General features: G+C 63.1%; 19 protein-coding genes. 8 read left to right on the top strand and 11 right to left on the bottom strand.

Features of this window, described 5'->3' with window-relative positions; all coding sequences use genetic code 11:
- Positions 1 to 64 precede the first annotated feature (64 nt).
- Complete coding sequence (locus AC1DYO_RS25985; protein WP_477267282.1) at positions 65 to 271, top strand: DUF1674 domain-containing protein; 207 nt, start codon at positions 65 to 67, stop codon at positions 269 to 271.
- A gap of 7 nt (positions 272 to 278) precedes the next feature.
- Here AC1DYO_RS25985 and AC1DYO_RS25980 read toward each other — a convergent pair whose 3' ends face one another.
- Entirely contained in the window at positions 279 to 944 is a 666-nt protein-coding gene (locus tag AC1DYO_RS25980) for an HAD-IA family hydrolase (RefSeq protein WP_477267281.1), read from the bottom strand.
- Positions 945 to 1,127: 183 nt separating this feature from the next.
- On the opposite strand from AC1DYO_RS25980, the gene AC1DYO_RS25975 reads away from it, so the two are divergent.
- From AC1DYO_RS25975 to AC1DYO_RS25965, 3 genes are all read left to right on the top strand, one after another.
- Positions 1,128 to 1,997 carry a transglutaminase-like domain-containing protein gene (locus AC1DYO_RS25975; RefSeq protein WP_477267280.1) on the top strand — a complete coding sequence of 290 codons (870 nt, stop codon included), beginning with the start codon at positions 1,128 to 1,130 and terminating at the stop codon, positions 1,995 to 1,997.
- Positions 1,998 to 2,291: 294 nt separating this feature from the next.
- Entirely contained in the window at positions 2,292 to 3,653 is a 1,362-nt protein-coding gene (locus AC1DYO_RS25970; protein WP_477267279.1) for a TadE/TadG family type IV pilus assembly protein, read from the top strand.
- Between the two features lie 368 nt (positions 3,654 to 4,021).
- Positions 4,022 to 5,290, top strand: a complete 1,269-nt coding sequence (locus tag AC1DYO_RS25965; RefSeq protein ID WP_477267278.1) for a class I SAM-dependent methyltransferase — start codon at positions 4,022 to 4,024, stop codon at positions 5,288 to 5,290.
- 90 nt (positions 5,291 to 5,380) lie between these two features.
- On the opposite strand, the gene AC1DYO_RS25960 is transcribed toward AC1DYO_RS25965, so the two are convergent.
- Both AC1DYO_RS25960 and acs read right to left on the bottom strand, forming a co-directional pair.
- Entirely contained in the window at positions 5,381 to 6,118 is a 738-nt protein-coding gene (locus AC1DYO_RS25960; protein ID WP_477267277.1) for an MOSC domain-containing protein, read from the bottom strand.
- Between the two features lie 33 nt (positions 6,119 to 6,151).
- Positions 6,152 to 8,107 carry an acetate--CoA ligase gene (acs, locus tag AC1DYO_RS25955; RefSeq protein ID WP_477267276.1) on the bottom strand — a complete coding sequence of 652 codons (1,956 nt, stop codon included), beginning with the start codon at positions 8,105 to 8,107 and terminating at the stop codon, positions 6,152 to 6,154.
- 308 nt (positions 8,108 to 8,415) lie between these two features.
- On the opposite strand from acs, the gene AC1DYO_RS25950 reads away from it, so the two are divergent.
- Positions 8,416 to 8,688, top strand: coding sequence for an usg protein (locus tag AC1DYO_RS25950; RefSeq protein WP_477267275.1), 273 nt, complete (start codon positions 8,416 to 8,418; stop codon positions 8,686 to 8,688).
- Positions 8,689 to 8,922: 234 nt separating this feature from the next.
- On the opposite strand, the gene AC1DYO_RS25945 is transcribed toward AC1DYO_RS25950, so the two are convergent.
- The 3 genes from AC1DYO_RS25945 to AC1DYO_RS25935 form a co-directional block, all read right to left on the bottom strand.
- Positions 8,923 to 9,957 (bottom strand): aldo/keto reductase, encoded by a 1,035-nt coding sequence (locus tag AC1DYO_RS25945; protein ID WP_477267274.1) that lies wholly within the window; start codon positions 9,955 to 9,957, stop codon positions 8,923 to 8,925.
- 43 nt (positions 9,958 to 10,000) lie between these two features.
- Complete coding sequence (locus tag AC1DYO_RS25940) at positions 10,001 to 11,290, bottom strand: SGNH/GDSL hydrolase family protein (RefSeq protein WP_477267273.1); 1,290 nt, start codon at positions 11,288 to 11,290, stop codon at positions 10,001 to 10,003.
- Between the two features lie 65 nt (positions 11,291 to 11,355).
- Positions 11,356 to 12,549, bottom strand: coding sequence for an MFS transporter (locus tag AC1DYO_RS25935; RefSeq protein WP_477267272.1), 1,194 nt, complete (start codon positions 12,547 to 12,549; stop codon positions 11,356 to 11,358).
- A 126-nt stretch (positions 12,550 to 12,675) separates the two neighbouring features.
- Here AC1DYO_RS25935 and AC1DYO_RS25930 point away from each other — a divergent pair, with 126 nt between their 5' ends.
- Positions 12,676 to 13,587, top strand: a complete 912-nt coding sequence (locus AC1DYO_RS25930) for a LysR family transcriptional regulator (protein WP_477267271.1) — start codon at positions 12,676 to 12,678, stop codon at positions 13,585 to 13,587.
- Positions 13,588 to 13,699: 112 nt separating this feature from the next.
- Here the strand turns inward: AC1DYO_RS25930 and AC1DYO_RS25925 are convergent, their stop codons facing one another.
- From AC1DYO_RS25925 to AC1DYO_RS25910, 4 genes are all read right to left on the bottom strand, one after another.
- A complete protein-coding gene (locus tag AC1DYO_RS25925) occupies positions 13,700 to 14,749 on the bottom strand; it encodes an aldo/keto reductase (RefSeq protein WP_477267270.1) in 1,050 nt (349 codons plus the stop codon).
- A gap of 145 nt (positions 14,750 to 14,894) precedes the next feature.
- Entirely contained in the window at positions 14,895 to 15,296 is a 402-nt protein-coding gene (locus AC1DYO_RS25920; protein WP_477267269.1) for a PIN domain-containing protein, read from the bottom strand.
- Positions 15,296 to 15,550 carry a type II toxin-antitoxin system Phd/YefM family antitoxin gene (locus AC1DYO_RS25915; RefSeq protein ID WP_123151235.1) on the bottom strand — a complete coding sequence of 85 codons (255 nt, stop codon included), beginning with the start codon at positions 15,548 to 15,550 and terminating at the stop codon, positions 15,296 to 15,298. The genes AC1DYO_RS25920 and AC1DYO_RS25915 overlap by 1 nt, the downstream gene beginning before the upstream one ends.
- A gap of 70 nt (positions 15,551 to 15,620) precedes the next feature.
- Positions 15,621 to 16,283, bottom strand: a complete 663-nt coding sequence (locus AC1DYO_RS25910) for a YggS family pyridoxal phosphate-dependent enzyme (RefSeq protein WP_477267268.1) — start codon at positions 16,281 to 16,283, stop codon at positions 15,621 to 15,623.
- Between the two features lie 147 nt (positions 16,284 to 16,430).
- Between AC1DYO_RS25910 and leuS the strand changes: the two genes are divergently transcribed.
- Both leuS and lptE read left to right on the top strand, forming a co-directional pair.
- Positions 16,431 to 19,073: a leucine--tRNA ligase gene (gene leuS, locus AC1DYO_RS25905; RefSeq protein WP_477267267.1), complete on the top strand. Its 2,643-nt coding sequence runs from the start codon at positions 16,431 to 16,433 to the stop codon at positions 19,071 to 19,073.
- Positions 19,060 to 19,656, top strand: coding sequence for an LPS assembly lipoprotein LptE (lptE, locus tag AC1DYO_RS25900; protein WP_477267266.1), 597 nt, complete (start codon positions 19,060 to 19,062; stop codon positions 19,654 to 19,656). The genes leuS and lptE overlap by 14 nt, the downstream gene beginning before the upstream one ends.
- A gap of 219 nt (positions 19,657 to 19,875) precedes the next feature.
- Here lptE and fsa read toward each other — a convergent pair whose 3' ends face one another.
- Entirely contained in the window at positions 19,876 to 20,532 is a 657-nt protein-coding gene (gene fsa, locus AC1DYO_RS25895; protein WP_477267265.1) for a fructose-6-phosphate aldolase, read from the bottom strand.
- Positions 20,533 to 20,613: the final 81 nt, after the last annotated feature.

Raw genomic sequence — 20,613 nt, 5'->3', positions numbered from 1 at the left:
GGGTGTCATCATCGCTATATGATGGGAAACACTACCCCTCATTTCAATCCGCCGGGACTATCGCATGACCGACGAAACCAGCAAAGCCGATGCCGACCGGGAGAAGGACCTGACGCCGGCCGCCCGCCGCGCGCTGGCCGAGGCCAAGGCGCGCCGTGATGAGTATCGCCAAAAGGAAGCGGCGCTGCCGAAAGAGCTCGGCGGCCGCGGCGGCAAGGAACCCGGCCGCTACGGCGACTGGGAGGTCAAGGGCTTGGCAACCGACTTCTAAGGCTAACCTAAGCCGCGCTGCGCCGCGCCTCCAGCGTCATCCAGCTGCTGTCATCGATGCCGATGGAGACGGCGTCGTAGCCGGCAATCGCGGCATGCGGCGTCGCCATCGGATGCTGGTGGGTGGCGCTAATCACCATCACCGAGGCTCCCGCCGCTTCGGCGGCGGCGATGCCGGCCGGCGCATCCTCGAAAACCAGGCAGTCGCCAATATCGACACCGAGCCGTTTTGCCGCCAGCAGGAAACAGTCGGGCGCCGGCTTGCCGTGCGACACGTCCTCGCCCGCGACCATCAGTGCCGGAACCGGGATGCCGGCCGCCTGCATGCGCAGCAGCGCCAGCGGGCGCGGCGCCGAGGTGACGATCGCCCAGCGCTCGGCCGGCAGCGCGTTGAGGAACGACACGGCGCCGACGATCGGCAGCACGCCTTCGACATCGTCCGATTCGGCCTGCAGCAGCACCAGCGCCTCGTGCACCGGGTCGACGCCGGGAAGCGCCAGTCTGGTGATGGTCTCGACGGCGCGCACGCCATGGATCGTCGGCAGGAAGGCTTCGACGTCGAGGCCATGCTTGCGTGCCCACGCCGCCCAGACGCGCTCGGCCGAAGCAATCGAATTGAGCACCGTGCCGTCCATATCGAACAGGAAGGCGGCGAATTTTCTGCCTGCAAACATCTGATTTTCCAAAGGGTTTTCGGGAGTGTTTCGGGAGGGTCAAAACATGTCGTTCGACCGTAACGCCACGGCGCCTGCCTGGGAAGGCGCGGGCGGGTCTTTTCGACAATTCCAGGGAACCATGATCCTGCTTCTGGCGTTTAAACCAAACTGTCTTCCATAAGAAATGACGGGGGAAACGCGATGCTGATCAGGCTCGGCTACGAAATCGCCATTGAGTGCACTGATGCCACACCGGTCATCTCGCTGCTCGAAATCCACAGGGATCGCCAGGCCGACATCAAGCGGCAGACGCGCGTGCTGACCTCGCCTTCGGTGCCGAGCAAGGTCTATCACGACCTGTTCGGCAATGCCTGCCGCCGCTTTGTCGCTCCCGCCGGCAATTTCCGCATCCTCTACGACGCAGCCGTCGAGGACAGTGGCGAGCCCGATGAGGTCAACACGCTGGCCAGGGAAGTGCCGGTGGCGGAACTGCCGGACGAGGTGCTGGGCTATCTCCTCGGCAGCCGCTATTGCGAGACCGATCATCTGGGCGGCCTGGCCTGGCAGCTTTTCGGGCATGTTCCATCTGGCTGGGCGCGGGTGCAGGCGATCGTCGACTATGTCCACAACCGGCTGTCTTTCGGCTACGGCTATGCGCGGCCGACGCGGACCGCCGCGCAGGCGCATGAGGAGCGCGTTGGTGTGTGCCGCGACTTTGCCCATCTGGCGATCACGCTCTGCCGCTGCATGAACATCCCGGCCCGCTATGTGAACGGCTATCTCGGCGACATCGGCGTGCCGGTCGATCCGGCGCCGATGGATTTCTCCGCCTGGCTGGAAGTCTTCCTCGACGGCAAATGGTACACGTTCGACCCCCGCCACAACCGGCCGAGGATCGGCCGCGTCGTCATCGCGCGTGGTCGCGACGCGACGGATGTGCCGCTGCTGCACAGTTTCGGCCCACATCGGCTCGGCCTGTTCAAGGTCTGGACCCATGAGCAGGAGGGCAAACTGTTCAACCCGCCCCATCACGGCGTCGACAAGACCATCAGCGCGCGCATGCTCGCGTAGAGCGGTTCGCGGCAGGGATTCTGATCCGCTTCGACACACTGCATCTTTCGGACATCTGTGCCGGATCGGGACCGGGATTCGCCCTGCGACAGATCATGGTGAGTAGTTCGTAAACGAAGGGGCTGCCGTGAATTTTTGTTTACCGCTCGTTCACCTTGCGACGATGCCGAACTCAGCAAAAACAACAGCTTGAACGGTGGTCGGCGGCTTTCGCGAAAGCGTCTGCGCGATCCGGCCGGAATCCTGCATTGACCCTCCTGCGGCGACGAGGCCGAGGCGAGCGGAGGCTGAAGGATGCGGAATTACGGGGGTCTTGTTCACGCGGCTGGCGTTTTCGCCAGGGATCGCAGTGGAAGTTTCGCGGTGCTGTTCGGCCTTGCCGCCTCGGTCTTGGCGCTAAGCGTCGGCTTTGCTGTCAACATCTCTCAGATTTACAACGCCAAATCGAGCCTGCAGGGCGTGGTCGATGCCGCCGTTACCTCGACGGCGCGCGACCTGACCACGGGCGTCATCAGAGAAGCCGATGCCAACAAATCGGTGCAAGCCTTTCTCGACGCCAACAGCATGGCCGGCATACTGCAGGCCAACCAGATCGTTCTCGACAAGCTCACCGTCGACAGGACCGCCAATACGGTCAAGGCCGACGCCCACGTCGATGTCGGGCTCTACTTTCCGCTGTTCAGCGTCGGCGACATGCAGCGTGTCGGCGCCTCGACCACGGCGCTCTACTCCGACAAGACCATCGAAGTCTCGATGATGCTCGACGTCACCGGCTCGATGGCCGGTCAGAAGATCAAGGATTTGAAGGCCGCGGCAGCCAATGCCGTCGATGCTTTCCTCGCCGGCCAGGACTTGTCCAAGCCGCGGGTGCGCGTCGCCATCGTGCCCTACGCCAACTCGGTCAATGCCGGCACGCTTGCCGCCAGCAGCGTGTTTGTCGAAACCAAGTCCAGCCAGCGCAAGCAGGCGCCCGGCAATGAAGACCCGCAATCCGTCTCGTCATCGACGCGTCCGGACAACTGTGCAACCGAGCGCAAGGGCGCCAATCAATACACGGATGCGGGTCCCGATGTCGGCATGGTCAATCGCGACTATTTCCTGTCGGGCTTCGCGCAAAACACCAACACGGCGGCCTGCCCGGCCGCAGCGCTGATGCCGCTGACGGCCGACGCCAACGCGCTCAAGACCGTGATCAAGAATTTTGCCGCTTCGGGCGGCACGGCCGGCCATATCGGCGTGCAGTGGGCCTGGTACATGCTGTCGGAAAACTGGGGCAGTGTGATGAAGGCCTCACAGCGGCCGGCCAAAATGGACCCGAAGAAGGTCGCCAAATTTGCGATCCTGATGACCGACGGCGAGTTCAACCTGTCCTATTTCGACGCCAGCAGCGTCGATCAGGTCTATAACGACGCCGGCAAGGAACCGACCCGCACGGCAGCCAAGGCCTTGTGCGGCGCCATGCGCAACAAGGGCATCGAGATCTTCACCATCGGCTTCGATCTCACCGAGAAGAACGCCAGGGCCACCTTGCAGGATTGCGCCAGCCCGGACACCGGCAGCATCAAGCATTTCTACCAGGTTGCCAGCGGCACAGAACTCAACGACGCCTTCCAGGCCATTGCCCGCAACATCGAGAATTTGGCGCTGACCAATTAGCCATCTCTCAGGCTCAAAAGGAAAAGGCCGCCGCTTCTTGACGAAGCCGGCGGCCTTCCGTGTTTCCGTCCATGGCGCGGCCGATGGCGGCGACCGAAGTCACCCACCGCGCTTCTCGCGCCTTAACGGGAAGACTGCTTCCCGAAAGTGCAATCCGCTGAGGCCACGTTCTGGAAAACGAAATCACTCGACATCGGATCACCTCCTTTCGATTTGTTGAACACGTCCTCATGATGGGGTGCGTTGCAGCAAAAGACAAGGTGTCTGTCTGAAATAGGACGGGCAGCCCGGCTTCCACGCGCGGCGGGTTGCGGTCGGCCGGCCGGGCGGGCAAACTCCTGCCGGGGGACCAGCATTCGGAGGAAGGCATGGAGGCAGCCGAGAAGGCCGCTCGGATCGTTCGAACGGTGATCGAAACGCTGAAGCCGGGTTTTGCCGTCAGGCTGTGGACCGGCGAGCGGATCGGTCCCGCCAGCGGTCCGGTGCTCACCATCAACGACCAGGACATCGTCTGGCAGGTGGTGAAGCGGCCGTCACTGTCGACGCTGATCGAGATGTGGATTTCCAAGACCATAGACATCGAAGACGGGACGATTTTCGATTTCTACGCTCTGCCGTCGCAAGGCAAGCTCAGGACCAAGATCAAGTCGCTGCCGAAGCTGGCGATCCTGCGCGACCTGCCGGCGGTGCTTTTGTCGCGAAAGCAGATGAGCGCGCGCACCGATCTGTCGGGGCGCAATCCCTATGTCAGCGGTTCGAGCCAGGAAGCGATCCAGCATCACTACGACATCTCGAATGCCTTCTACCGGCTCTTCCTCGACGAGCGCATGGTCTACAGCTGCGGCTATTTCACGGATTTCGCCAACGGCATCGACCAAGCGCAGGCCGACAAGCTCGACCATATCTGCCGCAAGCTCCGGCTGAAGCCGGGCGAAAAGCTGCTCGACATTGGCTGCGGCTGGGGCGCCATGCTGATCCATGCGGCGAAGAATTACGGCGTCATCGGCCATGGCGTGTCGCTGTCGCAGGCCCAGACGGACCTCGCCCGCGAACGCATCCGCGCAGAGGGGCTGGAAGACCGCATCACCATCGAGATCAAATCCTATGCCGAACTCACCGGCTCCTTCGACAAGATATCGTCGATCGGCATGTTCGAGCATCTCGGCCTCGCCAACCATGCCACCTATTTCAAGACCATTCATCGCCTGCTCAAGCCGGGCGGCATCTATCTGCACCACGCCATCACGAGGCGCAGCAAGGGCGACTTGAAGAAGACCCTGCGCAAGGGCCCGGAGTTCAAGGCGCTGCTCAAATACATTTTCCCCGGCGGCGAACTCGACACGATCGGCATGACGCTGGGCAATTTCGAGGCGCATGGTTTTCTGGTCTACGACGTCGAGAATTTGCGCGAACACTATGCACGCACCTGCCGGCTGTGGGCCGAGCGGCTGCAGGCCCGCTTCGACGAGGCGGTCGCCGAAGTCGGCGAGGCCAAGGCGCGGCTTTGGCTGCTCTACCTCACTGGCTGTTCGATCACCTTCGAGCGCGCCTCGGCGCAGATTTTCCAGACCGTCGTCACCAAGCGCGCACGCGGCCCGAGCGGCCTGCCGCCGACACGGGCGGATTTGTATCGGTAGCGGGGCCGGGGAACCCTCGAGCCTTCGAACGCGCGAAGGGTAGGCCAATCTCCAAGGTATGTGGTCTACCCGCTTCGCGCTGTTGAGGACCTAGACGAACCGCATTAGCGCGCCGATCTCGACGCTGGCGGGCCTGTCGACCGTGCAATAGACGCCGAGATTGTGGGCGTTGTGGCGGACCAGGTTGCGCAGGATGCCGGGGTCGTGGTCGAAGCCGTCCTGGCTGATGATGGTGAAGCCGCAGCGGCGGCATGGCGCGGAAATGGTCACCAGCAGGTCGCCGATGGCGAGCTTGCGGCCGATCCATTCGGTCTCGGGAAACGAACCTGCGACCGCCGCCATGTCGACGACGATGTTGGGTCGGAAGCGGCGCGGATCGGGGACACCTTCCGGGTGCAGTGCCTTCAGCCGCGCCAGCGATGCGGTGGTCAAGAGATGGATCGGCGCCTTGCGGTAGCGCTCGGCGGTCAGCGGGCCGGTGTAGCCGGGCGCGTTGTCCTGGCTGAACGGCCGGATCGAGGCGGCGAAGCCGAGATAGGCCGAGACGGCGCGGTCGCATTCGACGCCAGGTGCTGTCAGCCAGTCACCGTCGGGAACGGCGATCTCCAGCTCCCGGTCGTTGCTCAGCCGGGTGCGGATGCGCGGCACCTTGTGCCATTTCGCATCGCGATCCGGCCGCGCGATCTCATTGTCGGAGGTATCGACGAGACCGTACAGCCGGTCGCCGTCAATGGTCTCCAGACCGACCGAGATCGCGTCCTGGCGCTCGCCGGCGAGCGAACTCGCGGGATAGCGCCAGAGTTCGATCACGGAGCCGACCTCAGCCATTTTGCATCCTGACAATCCTGGGCCGAATGACCGTCAGCCCTTCTTGTTCTGCCGGTTGGCGATCAGATCGTCGACCACGGCCGGATCGGCCAGGGTCGAGGTGTCGCCGAGCGCGGAAAAGTCGTCCTCGGCGATCTTGCGCAGGATACGGCGCATGATCTTGCCGGAGCGCGTCTTCGGCAGGCTGGGAGCGAACTGGAGCTTGTCGGGCGACGCGATGGCGCCGATCTCCTTGCGGACATGGACGACGAGCTCCTTGCGCAGCTCTTCGGTAGGCTCCACGCCCTTCATCAAGGTGACGTAGCTGTAGATGCCCTGGCCCTTGATGTCATGGGGATAGCCGACGACGGCGGCCTCGGAAACCTTGTCATGGCTGACCAGAGCGGATTCGACTTCGGCCGTACCCATGCGGTGGCCAGAGACATTGATGACGTCGTCGACGCGGCCGGTGATCCAGTAATAGCCATCGGCGTCGCGTCGGCAGCCGTCGCCGGTAAAATATTTGCCCTTGTAGGTGGAAAAATAGGTCTGCACGAAGCGGTCATGGTCGCCATAGACGGTGCGCATCTGGCCGGGCCAGGAATCGGTGATGCAAAGATTGCCGTCGGCCGCCCCTTCCAGCACCTTGCCCTCGCCGTCGACCAGTTGCGGCTTGACGCCGAAGAAGGGCCGCGTCGCCGAACCGGCCTTGAGATCGGTGGCGCCAGGCAATGGGGTGATCAGGATGCCGCCGGTCTCGGTCTGCCACCAGGTGTCGACGATCGGCACCTTGCTGTTGCCGACGATGTTGAAATACCACTCCCATGCTTCCGGGTTGATCGGCTCGCCGACCGAACCCAGCACGCGCAGCGACTTGCGCGAGGTCTTCTTTACCGGTTCGTCGCCGGCGCCCATCAGCGCGCGCAGTGCCGTCGGCGCGGTGTAGAAGATGTTGACCTTGTGCTTGTCGATGACTTCCCAGAAGCGCGACTGCGAGGGGTAGTTCGGCACGCCCTCGAACATCAGCGTGGTGGCGCCGTTGGCGAGCGGGCCATAGACGATGTAGCTATGACCGGTGACCCAGCCGACATCGGCGGTGCACCAGTAGATATCGCCGTCATGGTAGTCGAAGACATATTGGTGGGTCATCGCGGCATAGACGAGATAGCCGGCGGTGGTGTGCAGCACACCCTTCGGCTTACCGGTCGAGCCTGAGGTGTAGAGGATGAACAGCGGATCCTCGGCCTTCATCTTCTCCGGCTTGCAGTCGCCCTTCACGGTCGCGGTCTCGTCATGGTACCAGACGTCGCGCCCGGCCACCCAGGCGGTCTTACCGCCGGTGCGGCGCACGACCACCACCTTTTCGACTTTGGTGCCGGCCTTGGCCGCGATCTCGATCGCCTTGTCGGTGTTTTCCTTCAGCGGGATCGGCTTGCCGCCACGCAGGCCTTCGTCAGCGGTGATGACAAAGGTAGATTTGCAGTCGTCGATGCGGCCGGCCAGTGCGTCCGGCGAAAAGCCGCCGAAGACGATCGAATGGATGGCGCCGATCCGCGTGCAGGCCAGCATCGCATAGGCCGCTTCCGGGATCATCGGCATGTAGATGGTGACGCGGTCGCCCTTCTTGACGCCGTGTTTCTTCATTACATTGGCCAGCCGGCAGACGTGCTCGTAAAGCTCGTTATAGGTGACCTTCTTGTCGTCGTAGGGGTTGTCGCCTTCCCAGATGATGGCGGTCTGGTTGCCGCGCTTCTTCAGATGGCGGTCGATGCAGTTGTAGGAGACGTTGGTCTCGCCGTCCTCGAACCATTTGATCGAGACCTTACCGTCGAAGGAGGTGTTCTTGACCTTGCTGAACGGCTTGAACCAGTCGATGCGCTTGCCGTGCTTGCCCCAGAACTTGTCCGGATTTTTCACGCTGTCGGCATACCATTTCAGGTAGGTGTCGTTGTCGATCAGCGCGTTCTTCTTCCACGCCGGCTGGACGCGGTGGATCTTCACCTCGGACATGTCTTCACTTTCCTCCCAAACCAGCCGCCGGCTTGACCACCGGCAGGATCACGGCGACGCAGCCGCGAATTCGGCGGCATTATTAACAGTTCCGCGCTGACGGCAACATTAGACGTTGGATTCGCGTGGCGGGATGCCGCAGTTCGTTGCGTGGCGGCTGTCAGCACTCAGGAGACGTCGCTGCTAAATGCATGTTTTCGCGCGGAAAACCCGTTTTCGATCAGGAAAAATCAATAGACAGTTAAGGAACGGCGCGCACAATTCGGTGTTGGGAGGAATGGAGAATCAACCGGGCGAAGGGGACTGCCATGCACGACCATTCCGAAATGGACCTGATGCTCAAGGGGTATGGCCTGACCACGGCCAAGATTCTGTATCACTTTCCCGACCACCCGCATCTGCTGCAGAGCTTCATCTGGCAGGATTACGATCTGGCACCGACGTTTCCGGTGCTGATCAAATTCATCGAGTTCTGGCAGGCCAAGCTCGATGGGCCGCTGCATTCGGTCAGCTATACGCATCAGAAGCTGATCGCGCCGAATGAGTGGCGGAAGGTCGATGGGGAGTTCGTGCTGCACTAGAGCTGCGGCTTCGGAGCCGTTGAGGTCGGCGCTCTACGGCGCCCCCCTCTGTCCTGCCGGACATCTCCCCCACGAGGGGGGAGATCGGCAGTTCCGCCGATAGCGCTATCCTTTTTGCGTTGGAGATTGGCGAAAGCCGAAGTGACATCCAATCTCCCCCCTCGTGGGGGAGATGTCCGGCAGGACAGAGGGGGGCGCTATCCCGCGAACCTTTGGCTTCAGTAGCCGATCCGATCACACCGCCGACGGATTCAGCCGGGCAAAGCCTTCCTGGCGGCGATAGGGGAAGTACGGGTAGGGCGCGGTAACCTCGCTTGCCACATCGAGCTTTTTGATCTGCTCCGGCGTCAACGCCCAGCCGACGGCGCCAAGGTTCTGGCGCAACTGCTCCTCGTTACGGGCGCCGATGATGACGGACGACACGGTCGGGCGCTGCAGCAGCCAGTTGATGGCGATCTGCGGCACGGTCTTGCCGGTCTCTTGCGCCACCGCATCGAGCGCATCCATGACCCGGTAGAGATGCTCGTCCGCGACCGGCGGGCCGAAATCGGCCGTGTCGTGCAGCCGGCTCTTTTCCGGCAGAGGCTGGCCACGGCGGATCTTGCCGGTCAGGCGGCCCCAGCCGAGCGGGCTCCACACCAGCGCGCCGACGCCCTGGTCGAGGCCGAGCGGCATCAGTTCCCATTCATAGTCGCGGCCGACCAGCGAATAGTAGACCTGATGCGCGGCGTAGCGTGGGTAGCCATGCTTGTCGGCCTCGGCCAGCGACTTCATCACTTGCCAGCCGGAGAAGTTGGAGACGCCGACATAGCGCAGCTTGCCGGCGCGCACGAGGTCGTCCAGCGTCGACAGCACCTCCTCGATCGGCGTGCCGGCATCGAAGGCATGCAGCTGCAGAAGATCGATGCAATCGGTGCCCAAGCGCTTCAAGGAGGCGTCCACGGCCTTGATCAGGCGCGAGCGCGATGAGCCGTAGTCGGCCGGTCCGTCGCCCATCGGCAACGACGTCTTGGTCGAGATCAGCACGGAGTCGCGACGGCCCTTGATGGCTTCGCCCAGGACCTCTTCCGAAGCGCCGTTCGAATAGACATCGGCCGTGTCGAACAGATTGACGCCGGCCTCGAGGCAGATGTCGATCAACCGTCGCGCTTCGGTGGCATCGCTGTTGCCCCAGGCGCCGAATAGCGGGCCGGAGCCGCCGAAGGTGCCGGCGCCGAAGGAGAGTGCCGGGACCTTGAGGCCAGATGCGCCAAGACGTCGATAGTCCATTTTGTGTCCTTTCAAGTGCGAGCCGAAGCAGTGGATGCGTCGCTCAGTTTTTGACCAGTGTGGCAAGGTCGATGGCGTCGGCCATAGCCTGGTTTCCCTTGTCGCCTGGATGTAGATGGTCGCCGGAATCGAATTCGGGCAGCAGGCGTGTCGGATGCGCCGGATCGCGCAGCAGGAGGTCGAAATCGACCACGGAATCGAAGGCGCCGCTGGTGCGGATCCAGTTGTTGACCTTCTGCCGCAGCGCGTCCTTTTCCGGCGTGTAGTAGGCATCGAGCGGCGTCCCGCTCAACGCGCCTTCGAAGGGCGTTAGCGTGGCGCCGACAATGCTGAGATTGTGAGCGTGGGCCTGGGCGGCGAGTTGCAGGTAGCCGCTTATCAAGGTTTCGAAGGCGGGCAGGGATTTTTCGCTCACGAAGGGCGTGCCTGGCCAGCTGATGTCGTTGATGCCGATAAGCAGGATCACCGCCTTGGCGCCGGGCTGGGCCACGACATCGCGATCGAAGCGAGCGGATGCCTTCACGCCCATGGCGTCGTCCAGCAGCCTCGCACCGGATATGCCGGCGTTGAGCACAGCCATCTGTTTCGGGGCGAGGCGAGCGGCCAGGAAGTCGGGCCAGCGGTTGTCCGCATCCAAAGTGGCGCCATTGCCATCAGTGATCGAATCGCCGATGGCGATGACGGCGCCGTCATTTGCCGGTGCGTCGACCAGGATTTCGCTGAGCAGGATGCGTGCGTCGGTGGTCTGCGTGGCCGCGAATGCATCTGAAGCCGTCTGATTGCCGTCGCCGACATAGGCAGTCTGCTTGCCGTCCCAATGAAAGGTGGCGAGACGCGTTTCCTGCGGCAGATAGACCGAGACAGAAAGCCGGCTCAAGGCAGCGAGCGGCATGTCCACCGGGTCGCTGATCAAAGATGTGCCCGGCGCGATTGCGGCGTTGGCCTGTCCGCCAAAGGTCAGCGCGCGATCGGTGCCGGGGACGATTTTCGACCCCTCACCGGCGACTGCCACACGGGCCTCGCCGATCTGGACCGGCGTGGCGGCATACTCGTTCGACAGGACGACACGGAATTTCTCGCCACCAAGGCTGATCCGGACCGTCTGGCGAATGGTCTGGTTCTCAAGCCGCGGCGGTATCTTCACCGGCAAGGCAAAATCGGTGCCCCATGTCGATTGCGGACTGGCCAGCCAGGTGCCGACCCACGTCTGCTTTTCGCCGGCTATCGCCGGATCGAACATCAAGGACGCCGCCAGGGCGAGCGCAACGAGCTTCAAATGCCTGACCGCATTGGCAAGGATGGCGTAGCGAACCGGATCTCTGCTGTTGATCACAACGGTCTCTCCTGTTGGGTTCGTGTCTGGGCTTCTGTCGGGGCAGGGATGTTTCGGAGCCGCGGTCACTCCGCGGCGCTTGGGCAGACGGCGACCGGCGCCAAACGCTCGCCGTTTCGGTCGAGGCGCAGCGCCAGGGCGGCGACGCCGAGCGCCGCGACCGGCAGCAGGGCAGCGACCCAGGTGAGGGAACCGAGGCCAAGGCCATGGGCAATCACCGCGCCGCCAAGCCAGGCGCCAGCGGCATTGCCGAGGTTGAAGGCGGCGATGTTGAAGGAGGAGGCGAGGCTCTGGCCCGCACCTTGCGCCTTGTCGAGCACCCACATCTGCAGTGGCGCCACGGTGGCGAAGGCGGCAGCGCCGAGCAGGCCGACATAGATGACGGCCAAGACCTGGCTGTGGACGGCGAAGGTCATGGTGGCCAGCACCAGCGCCAGCACGACGAGGCTGCCGAGCACCGCCGGCACCAGCCAGCGGTCGGCGACCTTGCCGCCAAGCAGATTGCCCGCGATGAGACCGCCGCCGAAGACGAGCAGGATCGGCGACACGGCCGCTTCCCTAAAGCCGCTGATCTCGGTCAGCAGCGGGGCGATGTAGGTGAAGACGGCGAAGACGCCGGCATAGCCGAGCACCGTGATGGCAAGGCCGAGCAGCACGGGCGTGCGGCGCAGGACGGCAAGATCGGCGCGCAGGTTGGTCTTCTCGGGCGCCGTCTGACTGCGCGGCACCAGTAGCAGGATCACTGCGAAGGCTGTCAGCCCGACCAGGGCTACCGCCCAGAAGGTGGCGCGCCAGCCGAAGGCCTGGCCGAGCCAGGTGCCGAAGGGCACGCCGAGAATGTTGGCGATGGTCAGGCCAGTGAACATCAGCGCGATCGCAGAGGCCTTCTTGTTGGGTGCGACCAGGCCGGTGGCGACCACGGAGCCGACGCCGAAGAAGGTGCCATGGGCAAAGGCGGTGATGATGCGGGCGCCCATCAGCGTCCAGTAATCGGCCGCGATCGCACAGGCGAGGTTGCCAAGCGTGAAGATTGCCATCAGCGCCAGAAGCACCGTCTTGCGCGGCCAGTTGCCGGTGGCGATGGTCAACAGCGGCGCACCGATGACGACGCCGAGCGCATAGCCGGAAATCAGCTGACCGGCGGCCGAGATCGAGACGCCGAGATCTTTGCTGACATCGATCAGCAAGCCCATGATGACGAATTCGGTGACACCGATGCCGAAGGCACCGGCGGCGAGGGCGTAAAGAGCGAGAGGCATGGCGGTTTCCACTTCCAAGACGACCGGCGCCTTGTCCAAACCCGCGCCCCGACCCGAGAGATCGTGTTGCCATCCCTTGTGAACCAGACTTGCCTTGGGCATATTTCCTGTGAAATAGATTCACAGATGGCCAGACCCGATATCAATCGCTCCGGCGAGATCGAAGTGTTCGTCCGCGTCGTCGAGGCGGGCAGCTTTTCGGCTGCGGCGCGGGCCCTGCGCATGACGCCGTCTGCAGTCAGCAAGCTGATCGCCCGGCTGGAGGCAAGGCTCGGCGCGCGGCTGGTCAGCCGCTCGACGCGCAAGCTGCAGCTGACACCGGAAGGGACGGCCTTCTACGACAGCGGGGTGCGCATCCTGGCCGACATGGCGGCGGCCGAGCGCGAAGCCGCCGTGGGTGCAGCGCCGCGCGGACGGCTGCGCGTCAACAGCTACGTGCCTTTCGGCGTGCACCGGCTGATCCCGTTGTTGCCACGCTTCCTCGAACGCTACCCCGAGATCTCGGTCGATCTGGTGCTGACCGACAGTGTCATCGACCTGATGCAGGAGCGCGCCGACGTCGCCATTCGCGCCGGTCCGCTCGGCGAATCCCGGCTGGTGGCGCGCAAGCTCGGGCAATGCCGGATGACGGTCGTTGCCGCGCCGTCCTATCTCGGCTCGCATGGCACGCCGCTGACACCAGCCGATCTCGACCGGCACAATCGCATGGCTTTCGGTTTTGTCCGGCATGTCGATGGCTGGCAATTTGTCGACGCAGCCGACAACGCCATCGTGGTCCCGATTATGGGAAACACAGTGGTCAGCGACGGCGAGTCGATGCGGCTGATGGCGGTTGGCGGCGCCGGCATTGCCCGGCTGGCGCACTGGCATGTAGCCGATGACATCGCGGCGGGGCGGCTGACGGCGCTGCTGGAGGATTTCAATCCCGGCGACGAAGAGCCTACCCACGCCGTCTATGTCGGCCAGGGTCGGCATTTACCGGCGCGGGTGCGTGCCTTTCTCGACTTTCTGGTCGAGAACGTTCGGATGGGAGCATGATCCCGAAAGTGGAATCCGGTTTTCGGAAAAGATCACGCTCAAATAAAAATAAGCCTGAAAAGACGTTGGGGAGCCAAATGGCCCCCCAAGCATCAGATCGACAGTGGTCGAACTACTTCTTCGGTACGAACGGTGCCGGGCGGCGGCCGACGCCCTGACGCTCCAGCATCCAGCCGGGATACTCGGCCGGCAGCGCGCTGACCTCATCCAGCTTGGCAAGATCGTCGGCGTCGAGTTTTACCTCGGCAGCGGCAAGGTTCTGTTCGAGCTGCTCCATCCGGCTGGCGCCGATGATGACGCTCATCACGAAGGGTTTTGCCAGCACGTAGCCGAGCGCGACCGTAGCGACGCTAACGCCGTGTTTCTGGGCAATCTCGCGCATGACGGCGACGGCCGCCCAGGCACGATCCTCATTGACCGGCGGGAAGTTGAAGGCGGCGCGGCGGCCTTCGCCATTGCCGGGCGCGCCGGGGCCGTATTTGCCGGACAGCAGGCCGCCGGCCATCGGCGACCACACCATCAGGCCGAGCTTCTCCTCGTTGATGAGCGGCACGATCTCGCGTTCGAGGTCGCGGCCGGCGATCGAGTAATAGGACTGGATGGTCTCGAAGCGGGAAAGATCCTTGCGCTCGGCGATGCCGAGCGCCTTGGCGATACGCCAGGCCTGCCAGTTGGAAACGCCGACATAACGCACCTTGCCGCTGGCGACGAGATCGTCGAGCGCCCGCAGCGTCTCGTCGATCGGGGTCACCGTGTCGGTGCCGTGCAACTGATAGAGATCGATATGGTCGAGCTGCAGCCGCTCGAGGCTGCCCTCGACCGAGTCCATGATGTGGCCGCGCGACGAGCCGCGCTCGTTCGGGCCTTGCCCCATGGCGCCATGCACCTTGGTGGCGATGATGACGTCCGAGCGCTTGACGCCGAGATCCCTGAGCGACTGGCCGAGCAGGCGCTCGGAGTCGCCGAAGGAATAGACGTCGGCCGTGTCGAAGAAATTGACGCCGGCGGCGACGGAGCGGGCAACAATGTCATTGACGCCCTTCTGGTCGAGGCTGGCGATCAGGCCCCATTGGGCATTCTCGCCGGCGGCGCCGAAGGTCATGGTGCCGAGGCACAGTTCGGAGACGAACATCCCCGTATTTCCGAGTTGATTGTAGCGCATGGTGGCGGCTCCAGCAGATTGATGATGACGCCAAGCAAATAGGAACGGACCGTTTCGTTTCCAGTGGTGGCGCAACGGAGCGCCCGACGTTGGCCCAACCCGCTGTCAATGCCGATATTGGCTTACCGGCATCGCTGCGGGCGGATCAGGCTTCCCAAGGGTTGAGCACTGTCACGCCGGTATCGTCGAAGTCGGCGACGTTGCGCGTCACCAGAATGAGATCATGAACAAGTGCGGTCGCGGCTATGAGAGTATCAGCGCTGCCGCGTGTACGGTCGGCCGTAATACGCCCCCACGTCAAAGCGACATCTTCGGTAACCGCAAGGATGCGGTCGGCATTGTCACGCCGAAGCTCTCGCAGCCACAGATCGAGGCGCGTTGCCTTTTCGGGATCGACCTTGCGCAGCTTGACGATCCCACGCTCGATCTCGCCGAGGGTGATGACGCTGAGATTGAGCGAGGCCGGATCAACCGAAGCGAGCCAAGCTGTCGGCTTGGGTAGACGCCTCTCCACATCTGATACGACGTTTGTGTCGAGTAGATACATCAGAGGTCGATGTCCCGGATCATCGTGTCCGAACGACGGTTGACCTCTTCGGCAAAATCATCGTCCCAGACCGGGCCAGTCAAAAGATATTCAGCCAGCGACTTCTTCTTTCCTGACAGGCGATCGTAGTCTTCGGCAGAGAGAACCACGGCGGCACGCTCGCCACGGAGCGTTACCGTCTGCGGGCCCTCGCTGCGCGCGCGTTGAACCACCTTGGAGAAATTGTTCTTTGCGTCCTGAAGGTGCCAGTTCATGAATGCTTCCTAGCTAGCTTGGCTAGATATAGCATTCGGCCGACTACGCGGCAAGGAGTGCTGGGCGAAACTACCGGCTGCCGAAAATCGCCGAGCCGACCCGGACGCTCGTGGCGCCGAAAGCAATTGCCGTCTCGTAGTCGCTGGACATGCCCATCGACAGTTTTGCCACGCCGGCCTCCTTGCCGAGCTTGTCCAGCAGCGCGAAATGCGGGCCGGGGTTCTCGTCCGCCGGCGGGATGCACATCAGGCCTTCGATGGCCAGACCATGGACATCCCGGCAGCGGGCGACGAAGGCGACGGCGTCGCGGGGCTCGATGCCGGCCTTTTGCGGCTCCGAGCCGGTGTTGACTTGGACGTAGAGCTTTGGTGCGCGGCCCTGGCGCGCGATCTCTTTGGCGAGCTCGGTGGCGATCTTCTCGCGGTCGACCGTCTCGATGACATCGGCGAGCGCAACGGCTTCCTTCGCCTTGTTCGACTGCAGCGGGCCGATCAGATGCAACTCGATGTCAGGGAATTCGGCTTTCAGCGCCGGCCATTTGCCTTGCGCCTCCTGCACGCGGTTCTCGCCGAAAACGCGCTGGCCGGCTTCGATGACCGGGCGGATGGCGTCGGCTTCAAAAGTCTTCGACACCGCAACCAGCGTCACCGAACCGGGCTCGCGGCCGGCCTCGCGCTCGGCGGTGGCGATCCTCGTCTTGACGGCGAAAAACTGTTCGACGGCGCTGGCCATGCCTATATCCTGCCTGTCTTAATCGTCTTGGCCGGCTCGCCGCAGTTGACGGGTCCGGCAATCCATGGTGAACACCGCGACGACATTTACCTCGGCCACCGGGCCTTGTCCGGCGGTCTGCGCCTGCTTTTAAGTGAAAATCATCCGATGGCAACCGAACGATACAATCCGCGCGCGTCAGAGCCCAAATGGCAGAAAGCCTGGGCCGAAAAGAAGCTGTTCGAAGCGCACAACAACGACCCGAAGCCGAAATACTACGTGCTGGAGATGTTCCCCTATCCCTCTGGGAAGATCCATATCGGCCACACCCGCAATTACACGATGGGCGACGTTGTGGCGCGCTACAAGCGGGCCAAGGGTTTCAACGTGCTGCACCCGATGGGCTGGGACGCTTTCGGCATGCCGGCCGAAAATGCGGCCATGCAGAACAAGGTCCATCCCAAGGAATGGACATACGCCAACATCGCCGCCATGCGCGAACAGCTCAAGATGATGGGCCTGTCGCTGGACTGGTCGCGTGAGTTCGCCACCTGCGACGTCGACTATTACCACCGTCAGCAGATGTTGTTTCTCGATTTCGTCGAGAAGGGACTGGTGACGCGCAAATCCTCCAAGGTCAACTGGGATCCTGAGGATATGACGGTGCTCGCCAACGAGCAGGTCATCGACGGGCGCGGCTGGCGCTCGGGCGCGCTGGTCGAACAGCGTGAGCTGACGCAGTGGTTCTTCAAGATCACCGACTACGCGCAGGACCTGCTGGATTCGCTCAACGGTCTCGGCGAGTGGCCGGAAAAGGTCAAGCTGATGCAGCAGAACTGGATTGGCCGCTCGGAAGGGCTGCTGATCCGTTGGCCGCTGGCCGCCCCAAGTTCTAGCAAGATTGGTGGCGACACGCACGAGCTGGAAGTCTACACGACCCGGCCCGACACCATCTTTGGCGCCTCCTTCATGGCGATCGCCGCCGACCATCCGTTGGCCAGGAAGGCCGCCGAAAACAATGTCGAGCTGGCCAAGTTCATCGACGAGGTGCGCCATATGGGCACGTCGGTGGCCGCACTTGAGACGGCCGAGAAGAAGGGTTTCGACACCGGCATCCGCGTCGTCCATCCGTTCGACGACTCATGGACGCTGCCGGTCTATGTCGCCAATTTCGTGCTGATGGAATATGGCACCGGCGCCATTTTCGGCTGCCCGTCGGGCGACCAGCGCGACCTCGACTTCGCCAACAAATACGGCCTGCCGGTCATTCCGGTGGTGATGCCGGAAGATGCCGACGCCAAGACTTTCCAGGTCACGGAAGAGGCCTATGTCGACGATGGCGTGATGATCAATTCGCGCTTTCTCGACGGCATGAAGCCGGATCAGGCGTTCGACGAAGTCGCGAAACTGCTGGAGCAGAAGACCATCGGCGGCCGGCCGATGGCCGAGCGCAAGGTGAATTTCCGCCTGCGCGACTGGGGCATTTCGCGCCAGCGCTACTGGGGCTGCCCGATCCCGATGATCCATTGCGAGGATTGCGGCGTGGTGCCGGTGCCGAAGGCCGACCTGCCGGTCAAGCTGCCCGACGACATCGAGTTCGACCGTCCCGGCAATCCGCTCGACCGCCACCCGACCTGGCGGCATGTGAAGTGCCCGCAATGCGGCAAGGATGCGCGGCGCGAGACCGACACGATGGACACGTTCGTCGATTCGTCCTGGTATTTCGCGCGCTTCACCGCGCCCTGGGCCAACGAGCCGACAGAGCCGAAGGCTGCCGATGACTGGCTGGCGGTCGACCAGTACATTGGCGGCATCGAGCACGCGATCCTGCATCTGCTCTATTCGCGCTTCTTCACCCGCGCCATGCGCGAGACCGGGCATCTCGACCTGGCCGAGCCGTTCAAGGGCCTGTTCACGCAAGGCATGGTGGTGCACGAGACCTACCGTGTCGGTGGCGCCTCGAACAATGGGCGCTGGCTGTCGCCGGCTGAGGTCAGGATTGAAGACGTTGGCGGCAAGCGCCGCGCCATCGAGATTGCCACCGGCGAAGAGGCGGCGATCGGCTCGCTCGAAAAGATGTCGAAGTCGAAGAAGAACACGGTGAGCCCGGAAGACATCACCGACGGCTACGGCGCCGACACAGCGCGCTGGTTCATGCTGTCGGATTCGCCGCCCGAGCGCGACGTCGAATGGACCGACGACGGCGCAGCCGGCGCGCATCGCTTCATGCAGCGCGTCTGGCGCCTGGTGTCGATCGCGGCCGAGACGCTCGACGGCGTCAAGCCGCAAGCGGCCACGGACGGCGAGGCGGGTGCCGTTTCCAAGGCCGCGCACAAAATCCTGAAGGCCATCGGCGAGGATATCGAGAAGCTCGGCTTCAACCGCGCCATCGCCCGCATCTATGAGCTGGCCAATGCACTGACCCCACCGCTCAACGACGTTGCCGAGGGCAAGGCCGATGCGGCGCTGAAGGGCGCCTGCCGCGAGGCGGTGGAGATCCTGGTGCATGTGGTAGCGCCGGTGATGCCGCATCTGGCCGAAGAGTGCTGGCATACGCTGGGCGGCACCGATCTGGTCGCCGAACGGCCGTGGCCGGTCTACGATCCGGCGCTGGTCGTCGACAACGAGATCGTGCTGCCGGTCCAGGTCAACGGCAAGAAGCGTGGCGATTTGACAATTGCCCGCGACGCGGACCAAGGTGCGGTCGAAAAAGCGGTTCTGGCTCTCGACTTCGTGCAGAAAGCGCTGGAAGGTAAGGCGCCCCGCAAGGTGATCATCGTGCCGCAGAGGATCGTCAATGTCGTTGCTTGACTTCAGAAGGATGGGGCCTGATTTCGGAAAGACGACGCATGTGCTGCGCCGCGCAGCACTGTACGGCATGGTTGCCTCGATGGCGCTGGTTTCGGCCTGCACCGTGCGTCCGCTCTATTCGAGCGCGCCGCTGACGGCAGGCTCCACGGTCAGCGCTTCAGCCGAAATGGCGTCGATTGCGGTCAAGCCGGTCAAGACCCGTTACGCCCAGCAGGTCCGTAACAATCTGATCTTTGCCTTTGGCCAGGGCGCCGGCGAGCCGCCAGCGCCGGTCTACATGCTTGATCTCGGCGTCACCGAACTGGTCGAGTCGGCGGCGCAGGTGCAGATTCAGACCGACGAGGACGAGCCGACGGCAGGCACGGTGACGCTGACCGCGAACTATGTACTGACCGATGCCAAGACCGGTGCGGTCATCGCCACCGGCAAACGCTCGATCCCGTCATCCTTCGACAAGCCGACGCAGGAGTTCGCCTCCTACAGGGCGCAGCTCGACGCCGAGAACCGCGCCGCGCGCGAACTGGCTGAAATGGTGAGCCTGTCGGTCGCCCAGGACCTGGTCAAGCACGGCAAGAAAGCCTGAGAGACCGTTTGGAAATTCTACTCCGGCGGCCATCTGATGGCGTTTTCTGCGCTTCCGGTGCTCACGGACCAAATGTCCGCTGCGCGCCGGTTCTCGAAACCACCACCATATGACTCGCCAGAGCGAATTTCGAAACGGCCTCTGAGCGCTTCAACATATTTCCGATCGCAATAAGAAAGGCCGGTTTCCCGGCCTTTTTCGTTGATATCGAACCTGATCTCAGCCGATCTTCTGGCCGGTCTTGGCCCAGTCGGCGAGAAACTGCTCGAGGCCCTTGTCGGTCAACGGGTGCTTGACCAGCGCCTTTAGCGTCGCTGGCGGGGCGGTGATGACATGGGCGCCGATCAGCGCGGCCTGCTTGACGTGGTTCACCGTGCGCACCGACGCGGTCAGGATCTCGGTCGGATAGTCGTAATTGTCATAGATTTGCTTGATCTCGGCGATCAGTTCCATGCCGTCCGAGCCGGTGTCGTCGATACGGCCGACGAAGGGCGAGATGAACGAGGCGCCGGCCTTGGCGGCGAGCAGCGCCTGGTTGGCCGAGAAGCACAGCGTCACATTGACCATGCGGTTCATCTCGGTGCGGATCGTCCTGCAGGCGCGCAGGCCGTCCAGCGTCAGCGGTACCTTGATGCAGATATTGTCGGCGATCTTGGCCAGGATCTTGGCTTCGGCCATCATGTCCTTGTATTCGGTGGCGACGACTTCGGCCGAAACCGGGCCCTTGACGATGTCGCAGATCTGCTTGGTGACATCGGCGATCTTGCCGCCGGATTTCAGGATCAGCGAGGGATTGGTGGTGACGCCGTCGAGCAGCCCCAGATCGTTCAGTTCCTTGATGTCCTTGATGTCCGCGGTGTCGACAAAAAATTTCATGGGGGTCTCCTGAAAGATTTCCATGTGCATGCCAATGCACATTCGGGGTTGCCCTTTGATCTAGACCAAAGTCGGGGCAAG

Source organism: Mesorhizobium sp. P2_F5, assembly GCF_056403715.1.
This window is presented reverse-complemented; position numbering and strand designations above follow the sequence as displayed.